Raw genomic sequence first — 19,850 nt, 5'->3', positions numbered from 1 at the left:
CTGCTAATGCCACACAATGTTATGCATCTATGTGGATGGATGGTTGTGATATTAGACATGAAATATCACGAAGTAATTATTACGTCCATAAGGCTAGATTGAAATACATTGGGTTAGATTTTACTTCGCCATTTGATGTTACTCGAATGGCTCCTGTTTTAATTCAACGCAAAGTCATTGAAGTTTCAGCTTTATCTGTGCCCAGTTGGTATAGGCAACCGCAAGTTTTACGTTTAGTTTCATAAAGTTAATTAGGAGAATAATTTAATCATACAATATTACTATCTAATCCATTTTTAGATGGTAATGGTTTTCAACAAACCGAAGTGATGAGTATTGATGTTGCTCATGATGATGTCACCAGAGTTCAGCAGTTAGCCAATGATTTAAAGGGTAAACAAGTTATTTTACCTTGTCGTTGTGATGCAAAAAAAGGTGGTAAAAGTGGTGCATGGTTGTCACGTTTCCTTCCTAAAGGGTCATCTATACAAGCCTTACCGGATGCATTTAAAAAGGATATTTGATTATGGATTTCTCATTTAACGCTTGTTCAAATATTTTAAATAATATGAATGATTTACAGCTGTTTTTATTGTCAGATTCTTGCCCTGAAGATGTGAAAGAAACATTACTTGAAAAGCAATTAGACCTAATTGAAACCTTAAATATGAACCTTTCTTTACTTGAAGATGATTTATCTTCGAGTAAATCATCAGTTCTCGATATTAAAGCAGCATGAGTAAACATGTACGAGTATCAGAATTAGACTTTGGTTTAGAGATGTTGGTTTATGATAGTAAGTCAATATATCCGCTTGAGGCTGCATCATCTGTCGAGTTTACAGATGATAAGGGGGTTTTCTACGCGCCTATAATACCTGATTACGTCACTGGCATCGAAAAAATCACTGGCTCTCTAGATGGTTATAATACTAGACAAGAACTATTATCTTGCGTTGGCCGTTGCTGGGATTTAGCTGTAGAACATATTAATAATCAAGGTAAAAATTGACGAACAAGCGAGGAGCTACCGCACCACAGCGGTTAAGGATATTTGTCCGACAAAACAACTATCCGGTCATATCTTTATTATTTCAATAATTCCTACGTAAGAATTCCATTAATGTGACGCGTAACGATAATTAACCGTGTAATAATGCGGTTTTTTTATGCGTAGCATGCAGCGAAGCGTTAACATAAAACGTAGTTTTATTAGAGGTGGTACAACTAGTAAAATTATTTCTTCGCGTTATTGGTGTTCCAACAAGTAAAACTATTTCTTCGCGTTCCTGCGAAACGTTTCTTTTCTTTTAACTATCAAAGGAAACTTGAGTTACCAGGGTAATGAAACAAGTTAACAATATTCAAAAGCCTGGCTTACTTGTTTATGTTTTTTGATGAAACGTATTTACTGGAGGGACCCGTGCAAACGGGAGGAACCAGTAAAACGTATTCAGCAATAATAATTATTGGTGATCGGATATCGTTTATATGATTATTATTCTTTGTTGCTTGTATTATTATTAATCGTCCCAAGATCAATTTAATGGCTGTGCATTTGTACAGCTTAACTTTTTAAATTATTGATAAGGAATAATAAAATGAGTAAAGAATTTGAAGATTTAGGCACATACTTTCACAGTGAAGATTTAGAAACAAGAAGAGTTAAAGCGGTTCAAGCTGCTTTGGTTTTGATAAATACTAGATTGACTAGTCAACCTAATTTAGGCGGAATTTTAGAGAACAATAATGTTTCATTGGTTGCGGATAAAATTGAAGAAGCCTTAAATAACACTAAATAGTTACTTTAATTCTATAACTAATGACAGGGATAACCACCCTACAGATATACAAGCCCACTATGTCCGATACTCTTCAGTATTGGACATAGTGGGTATAGTGTAATATACTGGCTTTAGCCTACGTTTCCTCGTTAGAATTTAAAATCTGGTATTCAAATAAATGTCATCATCTAAAGATTCGACCGCTACCTTAATTAGCTCCTTAACTAAACCTGTTCCTTTATATCCACCATACATAGATCTATGTGATTTCGATCTTGAGGATTATCCTCAGCTAGATAAAATATTTTCAGAAAATGAACCTTGGTGGCTTGAACAATTTAACTGGGGAAAAATATTCCTCACCTATATAGGTAGAAATAAATCTACCCACACTTATGACAGATTTAGAAATGACGTTGAACGTTTTCTTTTATGGTCCTTTATTGAAAATAAAAAACCAATCGACCAATTACGTAAATCTGACTTACTTGAATATGCTGACTTTTGTTGGCAGCCACCAGTTACTTGGATTGGCACATCAAATCAAGAACGCTTCAAAATAACTAATGGTTATTCAGCTGCTAATGAACTTTGGTTTCCATTTAAGATTCAAGCACCTAAAAGTCAAAAATCTGAATATGTGTTAGATAAGAAAAAATACCGTCCATCACAACAAACACTTTCATCAATGTTCACCGCACTTATCGTGTTTTATAACTATTTAATGGCTGAAGATTTTTGTATTGGTAACCCTGCACAAATAGCTAAAAAAGATTGCCGCCACTTTATAATCGATTCACAAGTTAAAGAAATTAAACGCTTAACGTCTAGCCAATGGCAATACGTTTTAGATACAGCTGTTGAAATGGCTGATGAAGATCCTTTCTTTGAACGAAACTTATTCGTAATTGCGTCATTGAAAACTCTATTTTTAAGAATTTCAGAATTATCAGAACGACCTAATTGGTCACCAACTATGGGACACTTTTGGCAAGATGATGATGAAAACTGGTGGCTTAAAATATTTGGTAAAAGCCGTAAAATTCGTGATATTACCGTGCCAATCGATTTTTTACCTTTTTTAGAACGTTATCGTGCTTCCCGTCGTTTATTGGGTTTGCCATCAAGAAATGAAAATTCGGTACTTGTTGAAAAAGTACGTGGCCAAGGCGGCATGACCTCCCGGCACTTACGCCGCATAGTGCAAAGTGTTTTCGATCTCGCCCATGAAAATATGCGTAGATCTGAAGGTGAAAACAAAGCGCAAAAATTGAAAGAAGCCTCTGCCCATTGGTTAAGACACACTGGTGCCAGTATGGAAATTGAACGTGGGCGCCCTCTTAAAGATATTTCAGAAGATCTTGGTCATGCCAGCATGGCAACTACCGATACAGTTTATGTGAAAAGTGAAAACAAGAAGCGTGCGGAAAGTGGAAAACGCAGAAAAGTTGATTAACCGCTCTACCCTGTAGTTTATAAATCGTTCAAAGATGGCAACCAAAACAGCGTTATACGTGATTATTTACCAGTAATGACAGCCGATGTTTATCAGAATTCACGTAGCGTCAGTTTGATATTTAAACAAACTGACGTACAAGCCTTTATAACATGGGGGTACAGCGGATTAATGTATCATTTAAACAATCTGAAATTTCGCTAAATTGTTGATTAAACAACCAAAAAACTTCAATAACTAGAAAATAGATACTTTAAATCCTGTTTAAAATGCCCTACTACTATTCTTGGTTATTCAGCTGCTTTGGAACTTAAAGTATACTTTTTCCACTCTTGAGTGTAATGTCCACAAGCAGTACAAACTTTCGCTCCTTTTAAAAATAACGCCCTAAAAATGACTTACACAAAAACAAACTAACCAAGTAAATACAACGACTTGCATGTAATCGTGGCTAGTGCTAAGTTTTATTTGTAACTGTTTTATTTGCAAATTTATTTCGTGAATAATATCACTAAAATGTCGCTAAATACCTCAAAGCGGTCTTAATAATTAGATCAACAAACTCCATTTTTATGTCAACTATATTGTTCCTTATGAATTAGTTACATATGTTTTAATTTTAGCTGCAAGCTAATTTAAATTTGCAGCCTGCGCTTCGATCTCTACCTTCCACAAAGGATTAAATAACCCAGTAACAAAAATCAATGTTGTTGGTAACCCACTGATATCAAAGAGCCTTTGTTTAGCTTTTGAATAATCGGATAGATGTTCTCTATCCGTTAGATAAAGTCTTACGCTAACTAGATCTTTTAGACTCATATCGTTAGCAACTAGCACAGCCTGAACATTTTCCCAGGCTTGAACAATTTGATCTTCGACACTAGTCAATAATTCCCCACTTGGATTGATGCCTAATTGACCGGCAATATTGAGGATTTGACTGCCTTTTTCTATCAAAGCACAGTGGTTATAGTCTGCTTTGGGGGTATGTACGCTGTTTGGATTCCAGATTTTATTCATTTAAGACTCCGATATTATAATGAATGAGTTAGTGGTAATTTGCCGTTTCAAATAAAAGTGATAAATAAAAATATGGGCCCAATGGACCCATAATTAAGCTTTTTATAATTTTGTTACTTCTTTTGCAATAGAAAGTAAAATTGAGGCTAACTTGGCTGGCTGTGAAAAATTAGGGGTATGACTACTATCAATACTATAAGTTTTGTTAACTTTTCCGCTATACATAGCACGCTGAACTGAAATTGGTATTGCTCTATCTTGAGTACATTCAATATAGTACTTGGGTAACTGACCAAAATTCTCATCTGTAATTTCAAGCTCATACATTAAAGGTGCTGCTGGCTCTGGCACTATATTAGGTTTAGCTGCGGCAAACGCTTCTTGAGAGATATCATGCGCAAAAGCATTTTGAATTTCATCTTCTTTAACCAATGCATAAGGTTTATCTTCTGAAATAAAAAAGTTATCTACTGCGATAGAGCCTTTCACACCTTGTACCGCCTTAATAAACGAACCACCTTTTGGCAATAAAAAGGCGCTTAGATAGACAATACCTTTTACTTTGTTTGGCCTTAATTCTGCTGCACGACTGACAGTGATACCATTAAAGCTGTGACCAACAAGAATAACTGGCTGGCCTTGCTGATCTAAAATATCAGTTAATGTTTTGACATAAGAATCCATTGTTATTTCAGCTGGGGATGTTTTGTCACTACCGTGGCCAGGTAAATCAGGAGCGAAAACTTGATGGCCTTTTTCTTTTAGAATTGAAACAACGCCTTCCCATTGCCACGCACCTAACCAAGCTGAGTGGACTAATAAATACGTTTCTTTTTCTGATGTAATCATTGCATGCTCTCTATTGGTTGAATTATTTGTTAGTGCATTAACTGGTAAACAACTTATTAAAGTAATTATCAGGCTGCAGAATGCGATTGATATCTGTTTTCTCATTAACTCAATCCTTAAAATATTAAAATTGCTCTTCAACGGTAAAGTCATCTTCAGAGAAAAACCAAGTCCCCTCTTTTTTGACCCAGAACTCTTTACTGATAAAACCCTTACCGACATTCATTGACCACTTGGCAGATAATTTAGCGCTGTCTTTATCTAACACTTCAATATCAATTTCCGTGTAGCTGAGGTTAGTTGCACCAGTACTACTGACAAAATTTCGCCAGAAATCATAAATTTCAGTACGGCCTGTGTATTGCCCCATAGGTCTGGCGTCCATGACGGCCTGCTCCAAATATTGTTCAGAGCAATATCTAATATCTCCTCTATTGAATGCTTCTATCCATTGTTTACTGGCATTTAATACTTCTGCCTTAGTAGTACTTATCGTCATAATTGTTTTCTCTTCTCGTTAAATGAACTGTAAGCTAAGTTTATAGTTAAGTTATTTGCTAATAAACATCACTTTTGTTAACTTATTGTTTATGAAAATTAAACAAAAAAATCTATTTCACTTATTAATGGTGTTCAGGGAAGTTATAAGACAAGGCAGTTTTACTGCCGCTGCTGAGAAATTAGATTTAACAAAGTCGGCCATTAGTCAATACGTCACTCGTCTAGAGCAACATCTTGGTGTGCAACTATTAACTCGTTCAACCAGAGCATTAAGCTTAACGAGTGTAGGGCACAAATTATTAGAACGAAGCGAGGAATTAAAAACCTTGCTAGATATTACGATTGATGAAATTAATAATATCAAACAGCAACCTACAGGTAGTTTGAGTATTACCGTACCTCAGGCATTAGCACAGCCCCTTGTTTTACCTGCAATTAAACTGTTAAACAAACAATTCCCACAGGTCGAACCACGGCTTATTGTGGATGATGGTAATTTAGATATTATAAAAAGAGGCATCGATATTGCTGTTCGTGTGGGAGTACTACAGGACAGCGAGTTAAAAGCCGGTAAGATAGGTGAACATCGTGAAATATTAGTGGCATCAAGTAGCTATTTATCTTCGTTGGAAAAAAAAGTAACTCTTAATAATATCGAAGAGCATCCATTTATAGCCACTAGTTGGCAGACAACAAACCTAATCCATCATTTTCAAGATAATAACAATACGCAGTTTGATATTTGTTTAAAACCAAAGTTTGAAGTAAACAGTGCAAATGTTGCACTTGATTTGGTTTCACTTGGATTAGGAATCGCTTTGTTACCTGATATTTTTGTAAAAAAACATATTTATGAAGGAAAAATACAACATGTTTTAGAGCACTTAAAAGGGAAAACGGATAACATCTATTATGTCCACGCATACAAAGAAAACGTGCCATTAAAAGTAAAATGGCTAATCGAGTTTTTGAAGAAAACTATGAATAATCAATCATAACCCTTTAAATAATTTTTGTGGTCATCCCCTCGAAACAATGTTGCAAGTTGATGTAACTATAAATGCAATTTAACGTTATTTTCAATACTATACGAGTAAATAGCTACTGTAATAATATATGGTAACAAAGTGCAAGTTAGCTGAAGTTTTTATGTTCTAATTTGCACTTTTATTTATTCAACGTTTCGCCTGTATGCTCATAAACTCCGATCCTCAACAAGTGGCAGCACTCTCCGGAATCAATTACTTTGGAACCAAATATCCTAGCGATTAAATTGATCATGATTAAGATAATTAAACACTTGCTTGATTACCTTATTGTTTTTCATCATGAACGGATGTGTCACTGGTCAACATATATGATCTCTCATGCCATCAAACTTGGTGTTTTCGACCGATCCCTTGCCGTCATCTGGTTTCGGCATCATTGTAGAAAGTACCAAATTTATACTCCGAGTTCCCGCAATAATACCCAGATGAAAATTTGCCGAGCCTAGTTTGTTTGGTACGCTGCTAGCTTCAGTGCCAAGTTGCACACCTCCGGGTACATTTCTAAGTGAATCAACAACCTGACTTCCCTTATTTTGATAACCAATGCGGAGCGTCCTTGAGAAATTTTACACCATACGATGTACCAATAGCATGTAAAACATCGCAAGCTATTATCTGCAAGGATTGACCTGTAGGAATCTTTTAGCTAAATTTACCAAAACGTAGATGAAATACACTTCTGATTATCACTAAGAGTTAAAGAATTTAAGACGAAATTGATAGAATCGCTCCGTTTTATAAATTTGCCAATCTTGCTCATTCATCGTTTTCTTTGAAGTTGCACGTTCATGAGTCAGTGTTATCTCAAGTTGACTTAATCCCTGTTGGTAGTTCGTTATTTCCTGTGTTTGCTGATTAACTTGTTCTACTCTGCTGGTTATGGATTTTTGCTCATTGGCAGTCAGGTATTTATTCGCTAATTTAGCCTTGATGTTAGCGCTTTGCTCTTCAGTCATATTCTCAGGGATTAACTGCAACGCCGCTTCATATTTGGCTATATCAGAGTTTAATGAAAAGCTGTCTAAGTCAGCGCTGTGTTCTTGTAACAATTGGTTATATTGCTCAATAAAGTCATCGGCATTGTGAGTTTGGTTAAAGCGATTATCCGGCTCAGTTAACGATAAGCGGTAATCATAATAGGCATCTTCCAGCTCGAAAAATAGCTTGGCATCTTTACCCCAAACTTGCGTTCTAATCGCTTGAACATTCGCTATTTTATCCGCCAAGCTAGTGTCCTTACTGATTAATAACTCCCCCATTAGGCGCTGTTGTTCCTGTTGGTTATCAGGAAAGTTCAATAAAAGCAGATAACGAGTTTGATTAAGTAATAACTGCTGCTGGGCTAACAATTGCTCACAGTTATCATAGCGACCACATTGCTGCCAGAATGTTGTTAGCGCCGTCATTAGCTTTTGACCTTGTCCATCTGCTAACAGGTTTTTCTGTCGGGGGAACTCCTGATTAATGTCTACTTGTGGGTTTGTTTGATTCGACGTTATTGTCGGTTGTCCTGTTGCCTCAGCATTTTTAGATAATTGAGAGATCGTTTTTGCCGGCTTAGCTGAGTTCATTATTTTTTCATCGGTAATAAAAAAATAAACGCTGCCAAGAATGGCAACGCTTATTAGTAGTAATGTCACTCGCATTAACGGATCACCGCTTTAACCGGAAAATGATCGGACAAATTCCAATGCTTCCATAAACTAGCAACCGTGCTACGGGGTATTTTGACTGTGTTGATATTTTCGTTACGCTTGGCAAACTCATTACTCACGACAACATAATCAAGATATTCGATATTTTCACCACCCGATAGCGCATTTCCGGCAAAGGCGTTGATACGGGGATCGAACGTTGATTCTGTATAACCTGCATATTGTGGTTCATCAGCGCTAAGGTTGGCAAACATCTGTTGATAATCAGTTGGGAATTTACGTTTGTTGACATTAAAATCACCTCCATAAACCACAGTATCGCTAGCGGGGATATTCTGCGCTTGGGCAAAGTCGCGCATCTGACGGAATTGACGTTGACGATAATCTCGGGCGGTATCTGTATCAAATGATGCCGTGTGCGTTGCTAATAGGTGGTAAGCCTTACCATTTTTAATAACTTCAGCATAATTAAGACCTTTGTCAGCAAAACAGTCGGTACCAGAACAATCAGGGTAAACGTATTGTCCTTCATTAACAATTGGATAGCGACTTACGATTATGACACCACCGTCATAAATATTAGCCCCAGGAGAATCTAGCATCTTGGTTTGGTATGGATATTCTTTAGCAAGCTCACGTAAAAATGCATCACGCCCAGAAGCAAATACCTCTTGTAGCATTAAGACATCATAGCCTATTAAATGTTTCGGTATTTCCTGAAAACGGTCATCGATGTGTTTTGCAATTACTGGCAGAGCCCATACGTTATATGACATAACTTTGAGCGTGTTTGCGTCTGCTACTGGCTGCTCATCAATCTTTTGCGGTGTGATGCTGTAATAAATATCATCATAACGTTTAGTTTCACTCGCTTTAAAGGCAATTTCAGTATTATTGCTGCTACTGTTATAGCGCGATTGATGACGGTGAATCTCACGATCATTGCTCCAATTCAAAGAAACATCATTGGTACTCGCACTATGATCAAGTGTTGATTTATACCAATATCCTTTTACTTGTTGTAACAACGACAGTGACTCGCCATTTTCATTAGTCACAACAGTTTCGAACTGATAAGTATCACCCGAGTTAACCCCTTCCCAGCGATTAAAACTTAATAGCATTTTTGTTTCCCATGGTTTGAGAGTCTGGATATGTTGTTGCCATTCTACGCCTTCCTCAAGTATATCTGAACCGCTATGGTTCACTTGAATCGACATGGTCTGGTTGGAGTTATTTGTCAGATATATATCACTGTCGGCAAGTGCTGTTGCACTCATAAGGCAGCTGAAGCAAGTCGTGGTTAATACCTTTTTTATTACATTTTTTTGTATATTCACATCAAATCCTTTAATTGTTGATCGAGCCAATATGAGATTAAATTAACAATATGACAGTAAAAATACAATAATATTAAATATTTACTTAAGTGAGTTAAAAGAATAAAACAAAATCGCCACCCATAAAATGAATAATGAAGCAGATACCCACTAAAAAGCAGCTCAATGAGCTGCTTTTTAAATTGAGCATTTGCTAAGTCTTACCTAGTAAATGCTCAGGTACTGCTTAACTATTACCTAGGAATGACTTAGAAGCTGTAAGAGAAACCTACTTCTAAAACATGCTCCGAGCTACCGACTAAGTTGCTTGGCATGGAATTTGATTTGATGGTGTAGTCACCAACACGGGTAAAGCTTACAAATGGCATGGCGTTTTCAAAACCTAAGTATGCCGCACGTACTTCGAAATCGTCTGACTTGCCTTTAAACTTTGTTGAGCTTGTATTTACAACAGGAACCGAAAGCTGTTCGGGTACTGCGTATTCGTTGCTGTAACCTGATACATCACTAAACTTAGTTTGTTTCCAGCTAGCCGATAATAAGGCAACATTATCAAGTTTGTAACCGACTGTTAATTCCATTTCATGATTACCTACATTGGCATTAAATCCAGCTTGAGGAGCTGTTTCCATAACTGGGTTCATTGAACTATCAGAGATTGGGCTGGTCACAATACTGCCGATATTGAAATCATCATCACTTTTTTCATAAGTATAACGTGCCGCAAAAAACAGCCCGTTGTCTAAATGGTAAGCCGATTGAAAACCTACTGACCAAGTATCGCCGACATTGTAGTCAGTACCTGCGTTCCAATTTGTTCCAGTGGCCATTCTGTTGCTAGCAAATGGTTCTAAACCATAGCTATAATCACTGGCGTGGTCACGGAATGTGTAACTTGCTTGGGGCATGATGTAAAAATTTTCTGAAATATTAAAGCGGTAACCAGCACCAACTGTTGTTGCTTTATGACCTGAAGTGGCACTGTTCCAATCGTAAGTGGTTTCGCCACCGATAAAGACACCATTTTCCATTCTATGTGTTGCGCCAATAACGGTTTCGTTAACATCATTTTGTGAAATGGCTGCGGAAGTGTTAGAGCCTTTGTCATTAATAAAAGCTACATCACCGAAAATACCGTTACCGCCAACAGAGGCCATTGCAGAAGTAGAAAGCGCTGCACTAACGGCTAAAGTAATAGAAAGAATATTTTTCATGTAAATCTCCATAAATATTTTTGAGCTAAGTGATTAATTTTATATAAAAATTAATACAACAAACTTAGCTAGTGAGTAAATAAAAGTAGAGCGGAGGGACATACCTCTGCCGTTCAACTGGTGCTCAATATACAGAGACAAAAACTTAAAAAAGTTAAAGTTCGTTAACAGACTGTGAGATAAATATTTATTGTGTGTGATACAGGTATTAACAGAGTGTTAACCAACTAAGCTGCAGACTAGTTGTACCTTAGTGCCATTACGAAATTGAGCTAGCTAGTCTACATGTACTCATACGCATCTCGTTACACCTTAAATGGGTATTTTCTCAATAGTGAAAGTTTACCTTGGCAAGAATCGTACGATAAATGAATGACTTAGCTAAATAAAATGATTAACAGGCAAGCTTATGCGCTTTAAAATGTTCAGATGGCGGGAATGAGAAAGAAATTTTTAAGCCCAACAGCCAAAATAATAACTTATTAAACTAGCGTGGGAGTCTGTTTTATCGCATTGTTATACTTTTTTGGGGCAATCAAAACTAAACTTTAAGTCGATATTCTGTTTTATCTCTGCTGAAATGGATATAGGTAAGTAATTTATTAAGTCGAAAAACCAACCAAATGATAGTGTTTTGCCAGTTTTTTTAATAAGTTAACCTATTAGCTGAATTTAAGCTTCATTAATTTGTGGCGGCCAGCGGCTTGTTCCTGTTTGCGCCATATGATTTATACCATGCTCAAAAATTTTCTCTCCAACATAGTGAGAACGTTGTGGCCTACTAATTAGGTAACCTTGAATATGTTTCACGCCTAAAGTTTTTAACAGCTCTAGTTGCTCTTTATTTTCAATACCTTCAGCAACCACTTTTAATTCAAGGTTTAAAGCCATATCGACAATAGAGTGTAATATTTTCTTGTATTTAATATTGCGTATCGCTTCGGCAACAAACAGCTTATCAATTTTTAATACATCTACAGGTAAATTAGCTAAGACAGATAATGAACTAAAGCCAGTACCAAAGTCATCAATAGCAATCATTACTCCATCGGCACGTAGTTTTTCAAGCTCATTAAACAATTTATCTGACGCTTCAATAAAGCAGCTTTCAGTAATTTCTAACATTAATGAATGTGCCGGCAAGCCCGATTTAGCAAGGCTCGCTGTGATCCAATCATACAAAGATTTATGTTTTAGTTGAATAGGTGAAACGTTAACTGAAATTCGCACCTTTTTCATTCCTGCGTTATACCAAGCCGCCATTTGACGACAAGCTTCATCAAGGATCCAATCCCCTAAATCTAGTATTAGATTTGAGTCTTCTGCAATTGGAATAAATTCATCGGGTCCAATAGTCCCTTCAGCAGGGTGTTGCCATCGTACTAAAGCTTCAAAGTAACTAATTCCATAATCGTTAGTTTCAATTATCGGCTGAAAAGTTAAGAAGAAATTAGATGAGTCTAGCGCCTGACGCATTTCATCAAGCAAATAATGATAACGGCGTAATTTAGCGCCCATTTCAGGGGAATAAATACGATAAACGCCCCGACCTTCCGTTTTAGCGCGATACATAGCGACATCAGCCATTTGTATTAAAGCGTGTGGGGTTGCAGCACTATCAGGGTATATTGCAATACCGATACTTGCACTAATTTTGATGGTTTTATTGCCTAAAACAAAATCTCTTTCTAATTCTTGTAGTATGTCAATTGCTACACTGATGGAGTGCTCCGGATCCTCTAAATGTTGAATAAATAATGTAAATTCATCGCCACCTAAACGCGATAAGTTATATTCAAGGGCATTATTATCTTGCTTAAAACTAAGGTTTTTTCGACGTACTATAGACCTTAATCGCTCTGCTACTTGGATTAACACTTCATCGCCAAAGGAGTGCCCGTAAGAGTCATTTACCGACTTAAAGCCATCTAGATCAATAAAGAGTAAACCACTCTTTGTTCCTGCTGCAGCTGTTAATGTTAACTGCTTATTTATATGTTCTAAAAAGTGATATCGGTCAACGAGGTGAGTTAGCTTGTCACAGAAGCTATGTTCCTCTGCCTTCACTTGGTATTCATAGCTAATCTGTTGTAAAAAATCTAAAGAGTGATTTAAACCATTTATATTCGTTGCGCTTTGATGGCTATTGTTACTTAATTGATAACTGCTGATAATACTGTCAACTTTACGACAAAGGGGTGCAATCTCTTTACTCACTTTGTTACGGTAATAAAAGGCATTAATCACAATGGTGGTCAGTGCGATAAGAAATAACGCAGCAAAAGGGATAGCCATATCAATGAATGAGGCAAATAAATGCTCTTCAAATGAGTGTATGTTAACTTGATTGTGCTGTTGCCCGGAGATAATAAAAATTTCATCTTGATATAAATAGCTTTGCGGATTTAACAGTACTGTTGTTATTAATTTGTCAGAATTACTTAGGGTAACCAACTCAGCTTTATCAACGGTTATCAAGCCATTTTGAGTCACTAGTTTTGCACTGTTTTTTGCCATTGAAGCAAGTAATAAAACATAGGTTAATAACAAAAATACTGATATGAAAAGTGCATTTGACTTCCACGTACCTGTTTTAATCTGCTCCATTAGCATACCTCATCAAAATAAAATACATATTGTAACTATTTGTAAAATTTAGCAACAGTATTATATGAAAAAGGATCTTTTTAAGTTTTGTCATTGCCATTCTATTATTTTTCATACTTGAACTGCTTGTTGGTTAAAGGACATCGCTATACAATAACGATATTTTTAACCATCAAAGTATTCCTCTTGAAACACAGCGTAAAAACCAACCTAAAACAAAGCTTTAAACATAGCCTTAAATTAGGCAATCGATTGCAGAAAATCGAAAAAATGGTGGCTACACAACGATATGGCCATATTTGGGATTGTTGTTGTGATCATGGTTTGCTTGGCTGCGCTTTATTGAATCGGCAAGCTAGTAACATAGTTAGCGACATTCATTTTGTTGATATTGTGCCCGAGCTAATGGCAGAACTAGAAATAAAACTGCAGCGTTTTTATTCAAGTTCATCAAATGAAGTTATTATAAAAAATTGGAAAACTCACTGTTTAGATGTGGCAAAGCTGCCTTTAGATCAATATGACGGAAAACATCTGGTTATTATTGCCGGGGTTGGCGGTGACTTGATGATTAAGTTTATTGAGGCGATTAATAAGCAACATCATAACTTAGCTATTGATTTCTTACTGTGCCCTGTTCATCACCAATTCTCATTACGTAGTAAGTTAATAGAGCTAGATTTTAGCTTGAAAGATGAAGTGTTAGTGGAAGAAAACCAACGTTTTTATGAAGTATTGCTGGTATCTTCAAGCAGCGCAGCGGAAGGCAAAGGAAATAATAAAATAAGTCCAGTTGGCAATAAAATTTGGCAGTCAGACTCAATAAAAGTATCATTAAGCCAAGCTGAAATAGTGGATAAATACTTAAATAAAACCCTTAATCATTATCAACGTATGCAAAAGGGTTTGCAGCAAAGTAATAAGCAAGATAATCAACAAACAAAGACCAATAATGCTAACGTGGATGTTCAACATATTATTGATGCTTATCGTGCAGTAACATTAGCTTCTTTAGTAAGCTAACGTTCAATTAAATTTAATTTATTTGAATTGAAACCTTCTGCACTATTGTTGGTGTATTAAACCTGTATCAGTATTTTCAAAGCCATGGCAGATATAGTCGAGGTCAGGTCTTTTTTTCTTGGCTATTTTATGGAAATGCTCAAAACCTACGGAAAAGGCAAATGGATTGGCGTTGTAATCGGCATAAGATTGATCGTTGCCGAGCTTAGCCTCTCTAATTCCTGCCGCAAAAGAGCTTAAGAAATCATCGCGGTTGTTAATCAAAATGGTTATAGCATCACCGGCTTCTTCTACAAGCTCTAGTGCGCCCAATTCAATATATTTATCAACGACGGCACTATTGAAATAGCCAGAGTATTGTTCAGTTTCAACATCATATGAAACCTCAGCATCAATCGCTGCTTCCATTAATGAGACAAATAGCTCTCTTACCTTTTTTGAAATCACACACTATTCCTTATTTCGCCCATCTTCAGGGTATTAATTATCTTAAGCTATTTTATATTAAAACTTAGGCACATAGGAATTTTACTCATTACACAAGGTTTTGACACTTTAGCTATTCAAAGTAGTGCCTACATTGACAACAACTATGATTAACTATTATGTTTAAAATACGTTGATGATTGCCGAGATTTATCAACTTGCAGGGTAAAAACATCGGGTCTTGCGTAGTGACCGGCAACGTCTAAAGCTCGCTTTGAACTCGCGGCTAATTCAACATCGATGTCTGCGATAAGATAGCCTTTTTCTTTAGATAATGGCCCTGAGATTATTTCGCCACTAGGAGATACAATCAATGAGCCTCCTGGATTAATCCATTCTTCATCTATGGGATAAAGTTCATCAAGTTTAGGAAAGTCCTTGGGTAGATCTTTTCTTTCTAACGCAACACCACATGATAAAACCCAACACTTACCCTCTCTGGCAATATGCTGCATAGTGCCAATCCATGCTTCACCACTGTCATAGGTTGGTGCAATATATATTTCCAAGCCTTGAGCATATAACGCATACCTTGCTAAAGGCATGTAGCTTTCCCAGCATATTAAGCTGCCAATTTTTCCAACCGGTGTATCAAGTACATTTAAGCCGTGACCATCGCCCATGCCCCAAACCATGCGTTCAGGGTTTGTTGGCATAAGTTTACGATGATTATTAATGATTTGACCTTGGCCATTAATCGTTATCACGGAGTTGAAAATTGTTGCTTGGCTATTAAGATTATCTCGCTCGTTAATACCACAAACTACGGTCACATCATTATTTTTGGCCGCTGCGAGCATTGGCTTGAGGTCATCTGAGGATAGGTCAACCGAATTTTTAAGTAACCTAACATGTAGCTCTTCATTGGTAGTCCAATCGCCACCTGGCCTGAGTCGCCATATCCAAGCAGGATATCCTGGAATAAATGCTTCTGGGAAAACGATGAGTTTAGCGCCTTGTGCTGCTACTGAGTTAATCAGCTCTGCCGCTTTTTTAATGGTACGTATTTTATCAAGAACATAAGGTGCCTCTTGAATGATAGCTACTTTGTGCATAATGACTCTTACCTCTTACAATCAACCGGATAATAATAACTATAGGTTAATACCAAGGTTAATCGCTTAGTTGTAGCTTTTGTCACTTACTCTAATCTACCTGGTTATAATTACTTAGGTCAATTTGCTACTGATTTTATCTTTAACAATTTTTATCATTATGTAAATTTGAACATAAAAAAAGCCCTTAAAGGGCTTTAAAATTTATAGCAATGAAGCACTCATCTCGGCGCTATGCCTCCGCTAGTTTTTGATGCCCCAAGACTCTACTGAGAAATACTTCTACACCAATAAAAGCAAAAGGAACAATTGAGGCAATAAATAAAGACAACCAAGTGAGTAATGACCACTGCTGCTTATTAGCAACTATCAGAGATAAGAAAAGGTAAAGCATGAATAATACACCGTGGCTCATACCTAATAGAGACACGTAATCTCGGCTGACAAAGCCAAGGGTAACGCTTAATAAAATTAAGAAAGATAAGCCTTCTAAAATACTGATGACACGGAAATACTTGAGCATTTTTATTACCTGTAAAACGAAAACGGCATTATCCTGTGCCCAGAGCATGGGGTCAAACTTATAATTGTAGTAAGTTGCTAACCTAGCTATTAGCTAAGTGTTATACCTGAGGTAATGATTAGCTGTTTAACTCTAATGCTTGGCACCATTTACAGGCATTAAGAAATTCTTGCTGGATCATCTCTTTACTAAGACCCTGCTTAGTAATAAGTTGAAGAATATTCTCATTATTGTCTGAAATAAATGCCGTAGTTAAATTTAATAACTCACCTAATACACCATCATTCGCTATTAATGCTTTTTCAATAGGACTAGCCAACGGCATCGTTTTAAGAATTTCGGCAACTGGCATGGAGAGAATAACTTCAATAGAACTCAGTAAGCCGGTAATAAAGGCAAATTCTTTGACTGAAACAAAGTGATTTTTAGTACTCAGGGTTTCCATCATCCTGCCAGTAATCAAGGCTTGTTTACATACTTCATCCGCTCTTTCTGAAGTTAGGTTTGATAAGGCTAAAATAGCAACTAACTGCTTTAACTTTTCTTCACCTAAATAAGTTGCGGCTTGTCTTAAAGAGTTTATTTCAACATTGGCGCCTGTTGAAACGTTATTAACCATTTTTAATAAACCTATGGTTAGGTTAACGTCTTGGCTAATAATTTGTGATACTTTGCCAAAATCGAGCACGCTTTTAGACGTTTCGCTCAGCAACTGCAGCATCATGGTCTTTACTGTAGTTAAGGTCTGCCCCTCAATCATTTCAGTTTTGTGATAAAAATAGCCTTGAAAATAATTAAAACCGACTTCAGCGAGTGTTTGCTGTTGGTTTCTTGTCTCCACTCGTTCTGCAACAATACTGATGTCGAAGGTTTTCATTCGGGCAACTGCTGGAATCAAGCGTTTGGTATTTATTTTTTCTATATTAACTTTAACTATATCGATATAAGGAAATAGCACATCCCAATGAATGGCTAAATCATATTCCGTTAACGCTATTTTATAGCCATGTTTGTGATAATAACTGACAATTTTAACTAAGTTTTCCGATGGTTTTTTATGACCTACTAGTTCAATAACAATTAAGTCTTTATCAAACATTAATGGAAACTTATGGATTAAATTACTTTCGGTAAAATTGATAAATGCCAATTTTCCCATGCACAAGGTTTGAATGTCACTTTGAATATGGTTTTGAATGATAAGCTTAGAGCTAGCAATATCTTGGTCAACTTCGGGGAACTTATTTTCTGCAGTATCTCTGAAAAACAATTCATAGCCAATGGTATCGAGATTCCTATTAAAAACAGCTTGTCGCGCTATGTAAGTCTTCTTCATTTCAAAGCCTAATTATCTTAGTTGCTTAATTATAACGTTAAGCACGCAGCTTGTTTACATAAATTTTACATATCTTATATATTTGTATTTAATGAAATAAGTTCAATACTAAAAATTATAATGCCGTTAAAGCTGCGTAGTTAATTACCGACGGGTTTAATAACACTACTTTTTATCGCCTGTCTCTCAACCAGTTCATCTACTGATTTTTTAACAAAGTCGTATTGGTAATAATCATCGTCAATAATATTGTGATCTATTTTTACAATGTCTAAGTCTATGGTGCGCGGGCCATTTTTATTACTGGTCCGTACGCGTCCCAACTGTGCTTCAATATTTTTCAACTCGATTTTCAAGTCAGTGGCATTAAGCGAACAATCAAATGAAAAGGCGGTATTAATAAAATTGGCCTGCTCGGTAAATCCCACCGCTTTGGTGTGTAGTAATGTAGCAATACTCACCTGAGAATCCATTCTTTTCAGTTGCTCAAACGCTTGTTGAATATGCTTTTTAGCCTCAATATTTGAGCCAACCGCGACAATATAAAATGGCATTAAGCGGAACGTTCCGCAGTAACCGAAACGCTTTTTGCGTAACGTAAGGCTCCTGGTTTGGCAATTTTTAACTTGGCGTGTAAGACCCCTTCAAAGGATAGAATCAACTCTAGTAGTATGCCTAATAATCGTTCAATGGTGTTATAACTGGAGTTTAATACCACAGACAAGATCTCTTTGTTGACGGTGCGGTAATTCACACAATCCGCGATATCATCAGACATCATAGCCTTAGATATATCGGCGTCAATCCAATAATCAATGATGAGTTTTTGTTTGTTCTCACGTTCTTCTGCTGTGATACCGAGAATGGTATAAATTTCTAGTTGTTCAACATATATGATGGACATTGTAAGTGACTCCCTCCGTCTATTTGCAGTGTTTGTCCGGTAATAGAATGATTATTTGATAAAAATTCTATTGCTGAATATAAATCAGCTAACGGCACTTGGCGTTGTAAAATATTGATTTCTTTATTATCTAATCGAGTGTCTAATTGAGAGCTGGTTTGACTATTTTCTTGAGTGTTTTTAGTACTAGCTGCACTCGTAGCTTCTAAAACAAAACCCGGTGCTATGGCATTTACTCTGACATTAGGTGCACATTCGATAGCCGCCAATTCAGTTAATGTTTCTTGGGCTTTTTTCGAGATAAAATAGGCGGCTTTACTGGTGTAAAGGTGCGCTAAATTCGCATCTGAAATATTAATTATTTGGCAAGGCTTGTGTAGTGTTATCTTTTGCTTTGTCATGGCTTGAATTAATAACCAAGGGCTAGTCAGATGAATATTCAAATTGTTTTGAATTTGCTCTAAAGAGGATTCAAGTAATGAGCCTTGCTCAAACACTGAGGCATTATTTATCAATAATTCAATATGAGTAACCTGCGTTAGTAACTCACTAAAGCGTTGCTCAATACTAGCTGGATCAGCTAAATTTGCTTGCCATAAAACCACCTTGATATTGTGTGCTTCTAATTGCACTTTTAAGGCTAAGGCGGCGCTTTCAGATTGATGGTAATGCAAGACGATATTCTTACCGCTTTTAGCAAACTCTTGATTGATAAACGCGCCAATGCGCTTTGCCCCACCAGTGACTAATACCCAAGAATCACTATGCATTAATTTCTAATCAACTGTAAAAATTCCGCGCGAGTATCTTTACATTTTAAGAATGAACCGAGCATACATGAGGTTTTCATTTCGGAGTTCTGTTTTTCAACACCGCGCATACGCATACATAAATGTGATGCTGACATAACCACACCAACACCTTTGGCATCAGTAACCGCCATGATAGCTTCGGCAATTTGCTGTGTTAGATTTTCCTGAATTTGCAAACGGCGTGCGTACATATCAACAATACGAGCCAATTTAGATAAGCCTAATACCTTGCCGTTT

General features: G+C 36.6%; 23 protein-coding genes. 8 read left to right on the top strand and 15 right to left on the bottom strand.

Annotated features, from left to right (window positions below):
• The 6 genes from HRT50_RS11770 to HRT50_RS11745 form a co-directional block, all read left to right on the top strand.
• Positions 1–245, top strand: a 245-nt coding sequence (locus HRT50_RS11770; RefSeq protein WP_291614657.1) for a phage/plasmid replication protein, incomplete at its 5' end; no start/stop codon positions are given.
• An 81-nt stretch (positions 246–326) separates the two neighbouring features.
• Positions 327–524, top strand: a complete 198-nt coding sequence (locus tag HRT50_RS11765; RefSeq protein ID WP_291614655.1) for a hypothetical protein — start codon at positions 327–329, stop codon at positions 522–524.
• 2 nt (positions 525–526) lie between these two features.
• On the top strand, positions 527–739 hold the full coding sequence (locus HRT50_RS11760; protein WP_291614653.1) for a hypothetical protein: 213 nt from the start codon (positions 527–529) through the stop codon (positions 737–739).
• Positions 736–1,011 carry a hypothetical protein gene (locus tag HRT50_RS11755; protein ID WP_291614651.1) on the top strand — a complete coding sequence of 92 codons (276 nt, stop codon included), beginning with the start codon at positions 736–738 and terminating at the stop codon, positions 1,009–1,011. Before HRT50_RS11760 ends, HRT50_RS11755 begins: the two co-directional genes overlap by 4 nt.
• A 589-nt stretch (positions 1,012–1,600) precedes the next feature.
• Positions 1,601–1,801: a hypothetical protein gene (locus tag HRT50_RS11750; RefSeq protein ID WP_291614650.1), complete on the top strand. Its 201-nt coding sequence runs from the start codon at positions 1,601–1,603 to the stop codon at positions 1,799–1,801.
• Positions 1,802–1,961: 160 nt separating this feature from the next.
• Positions 1,962–3,239: a tyrosine-type recombinase/integrase gene (locus HRT50_RS11745; protein ID WP_291614648.1), complete on the top strand. Its 1,278-nt coding sequence runs from the start codon at positions 1,962–1,964 to the stop codon at positions 3,237–3,239.
• A 630-nt stretch (positions 3,240–3,869) separates the two neighbouring features.
• Here the strand turns inward: HRT50_RS11745 and HRT50_RS11740 are convergent.
• The 3 genes from HRT50_RS11740 to HRT50_RS11730 form a co-directional block, all read right to left on the bottom strand.
• On the bottom strand, positions 3,870–4,259 hold the full coding sequence (locus tag HRT50_RS11740; RefSeq protein WP_291614646.1) for a RidA family protein: 390 nt from the start codon (positions 4,257–4,259) through the stop codon (positions 3,870–3,872).
• A gap of 102 nt (positions 4,260–4,361) precedes the next feature.
• Positions 4,362–5,108, bottom strand: coding sequence for an alpha/beta fold hydrolase (locus tag HRT50_RS11735; protein WP_291614644.1), 747 nt, complete (start codon positions 5,106–5,108; stop codon positions 4,362–4,364).
• Positions 5,109–5,232: 124 nt separating this feature from the next.
• Entirely contained in the window at positions 5,233–5,607 is a 375-nt protein-coding gene (locus HRT50_RS11730) for a nuclear transport factor 2 family protein (RefSeq protein ID WP_291614642.1), read from the bottom strand.
• Positions 5,608–5,698: 91 nt separating this feature from the next.
• Between HRT50_RS11730 and HRT50_RS11725 the strand changes: the two genes are divergently transcribed.
• Positions 5,699–6,607, top strand: a complete 909-nt coding sequence (locus tag HRT50_RS11725) for a LysR family transcriptional regulator (protein ID WP_291614640.1) — start codon at positions 5,699–5,701, stop codon at positions 6,605–6,607.
• 740 nt (positions 6,608–7,347) lie between these two features.
• Here HRT50_RS11725 and HRT50_RS11720 read toward each other — a convergent pair.
• From HRT50_RS11720 to HRT50_RS11705, 4 genes are all read right to left on the bottom strand, one after another.
• The gene (locus HRT50_RS11720; RefSeq protein ID WP_291614638.1) at positions 7,348–8,304 is read right to left on the bottom strand and encodes a chromosome segregation ATPase; all 957 of its coding nucleotides are present in this window, start codon (positions 8,302–8,304) and stop codon (positions 7,348–7,350) included.
• On the bottom strand, positions 8,304–9,593 hold the full coding sequence (locus tag HRT50_RS11715) for a sphingomyelin phosphodiesterase (protein WP_291614636.1): 1,290 nt from the start codon (positions 9,591–9,593) through the stop codon (positions 8,304–8,306). The genes HRT50_RS11720 and HRT50_RS11715 overlap by 1 nt, the downstream gene beginning before the upstream one ends.
• 308 nt (positions 9,594–9,901) lie before the next feature.
• Complete coding sequence (locus HRT50_RS11710; RefSeq protein ID WP_291614634.1) at positions 9,902–10,867, bottom strand: hypothetical protein; 966 nt, start codon at positions 10,865–10,867, stop codon at positions 9,902–9,904.
• A 672-nt stretch (positions 10,868–11,539) separates the two neighbouring features.
• Positions 11,540–13,474: an EAL domain-containing protein gene (locus HRT50_RS11705; RefSeq protein WP_291614632.1), complete on the bottom strand. Its 1,935-nt coding sequence runs from the start codon at positions 13,472–13,474 to the stop codon at positions 11,540–11,542.
• 252 nt (positions 13,475–13,726) lie between these two features.
• Here HRT50_RS11705 and HRT50_RS11700 point away from each other — a divergent pair, with 252 nt between their 5' ends.
• Entirely contained in the window at positions 13,727–14,497 is a 771-nt protein-coding gene (locus tag HRT50_RS11700) for a tRNA (adenine(22)-N(1))-methyltransferase TrmK (RefSeq protein WP_291614630.1), read from the top strand.
• A 42-nt stretch (positions 14,498–14,539) separates the two neighbouring features.
• Here HRT50_RS11700 and HRT50_RS11695 read toward each other — a convergent pair whose 3' ends face one another.
• From HRT50_RS11695 to folE, 8 genes are all read right to left on the bottom strand, one after another.
• The gene (locus HRT50_RS11695; protein WP_291614628.1) at positions 14,540–14,944 is read right to left on the bottom strand and encodes a hypothetical protein; all 405 of its coding nucleotides are present in this window, start codon (positions 14,942–14,944) and stop codon (positions 14,540–14,542) included.
• Between the two features lie 149 nt (positions 14,945–15,093).
• Positions 15,094–16,038 (bottom strand): carbon-nitrogen hydrolase family protein, encoded by a 945-nt coding sequence (locus tag HRT50_RS11690; RefSeq protein WP_291614626.1) that lies wholly within the window; start codon positions 16,036–16,038, stop codon positions 15,094–15,096.
• Positions 16,039–16,270: 232 nt separating this feature from the next.
• Complete coding sequence (locus tag HRT50_RS11685) at positions 16,271–16,561, bottom strand: DUF3817 domain-containing protein (protein WP_291614624.1); 291 nt, start codon at positions 16,559–16,561, stop codon at positions 16,271–16,273.
• Positions 16,562–16,679: 118 nt separating this feature from the next.
• Positions 16,680–17,897: an EAL and HDOD domain-containing protein gene (locus tag HRT50_RS11680; RefSeq protein ID WP_291614622.1), complete on the bottom strand. Its 1,218-nt coding sequence runs from the start codon at positions 17,895–17,897 to the stop codon at positions 16,680–16,682.
• Between the two features lie 140 nt (positions 17,898–18,037).
• Positions 18,038–18,451: a 2-amino-4-hydroxy-6-hydroxymethyldihydropteridine diphosphokinase gene (folK, locus tag HRT50_RS11675; protein ID WP_291614620.1), complete on the bottom strand. Its 414-nt coding sequence runs from the start codon at positions 18,449–18,451 to the stop codon at positions 18,038–18,040.
• Positions 18,451–18,801: a dihydroneopterin aldolase gene (locus HRT50_RS11670; RefSeq protein ID WP_291614618.1), complete on the bottom strand. Its 351-nt coding sequence runs from the start codon at positions 18,799–18,801 to the stop codon at positions 18,451–18,453. Before HRT50_RS11670 ends, folK begins: the two co-directional genes overlap by 1 nt.
• Complete coding sequence (locus HRT50_RS11665) at positions 18,774–19,571, bottom strand: SDR family NAD(P)-dependent oxidoreductase (protein WP_291614616.1); 798 nt, start codon at positions 19,569–19,571, stop codon at positions 18,774–18,776. The genes HRT50_RS11670 and HRT50_RS11665 overlap by 28 nt, the downstream gene beginning before the upstream one ends.
• Positions 19,571–19,850: GTP cyclohydrolase I (gene folE, locus HRT50_RS11660; protein ID WP_291614614.1), on the bottom strand; the 280-nt coding region annotated here is incomplete at its 5' end. The genes folE and HRT50_RS11665, both read right to left, overlap by 1 nt.

It is taken from the genome of Colwellia sp. (assembly GCF_013215345.1).
Classification (GTDB): Bacteria; Pseudomonadota; Gammaproteobacteria; order Enterobacterales; family Alteromonadaceae; genus Colwellia.
Note: the sequence above shows the minus strand (reverse complement) of the source record. Positions and strands in the feature narration are given on the sequence as shown.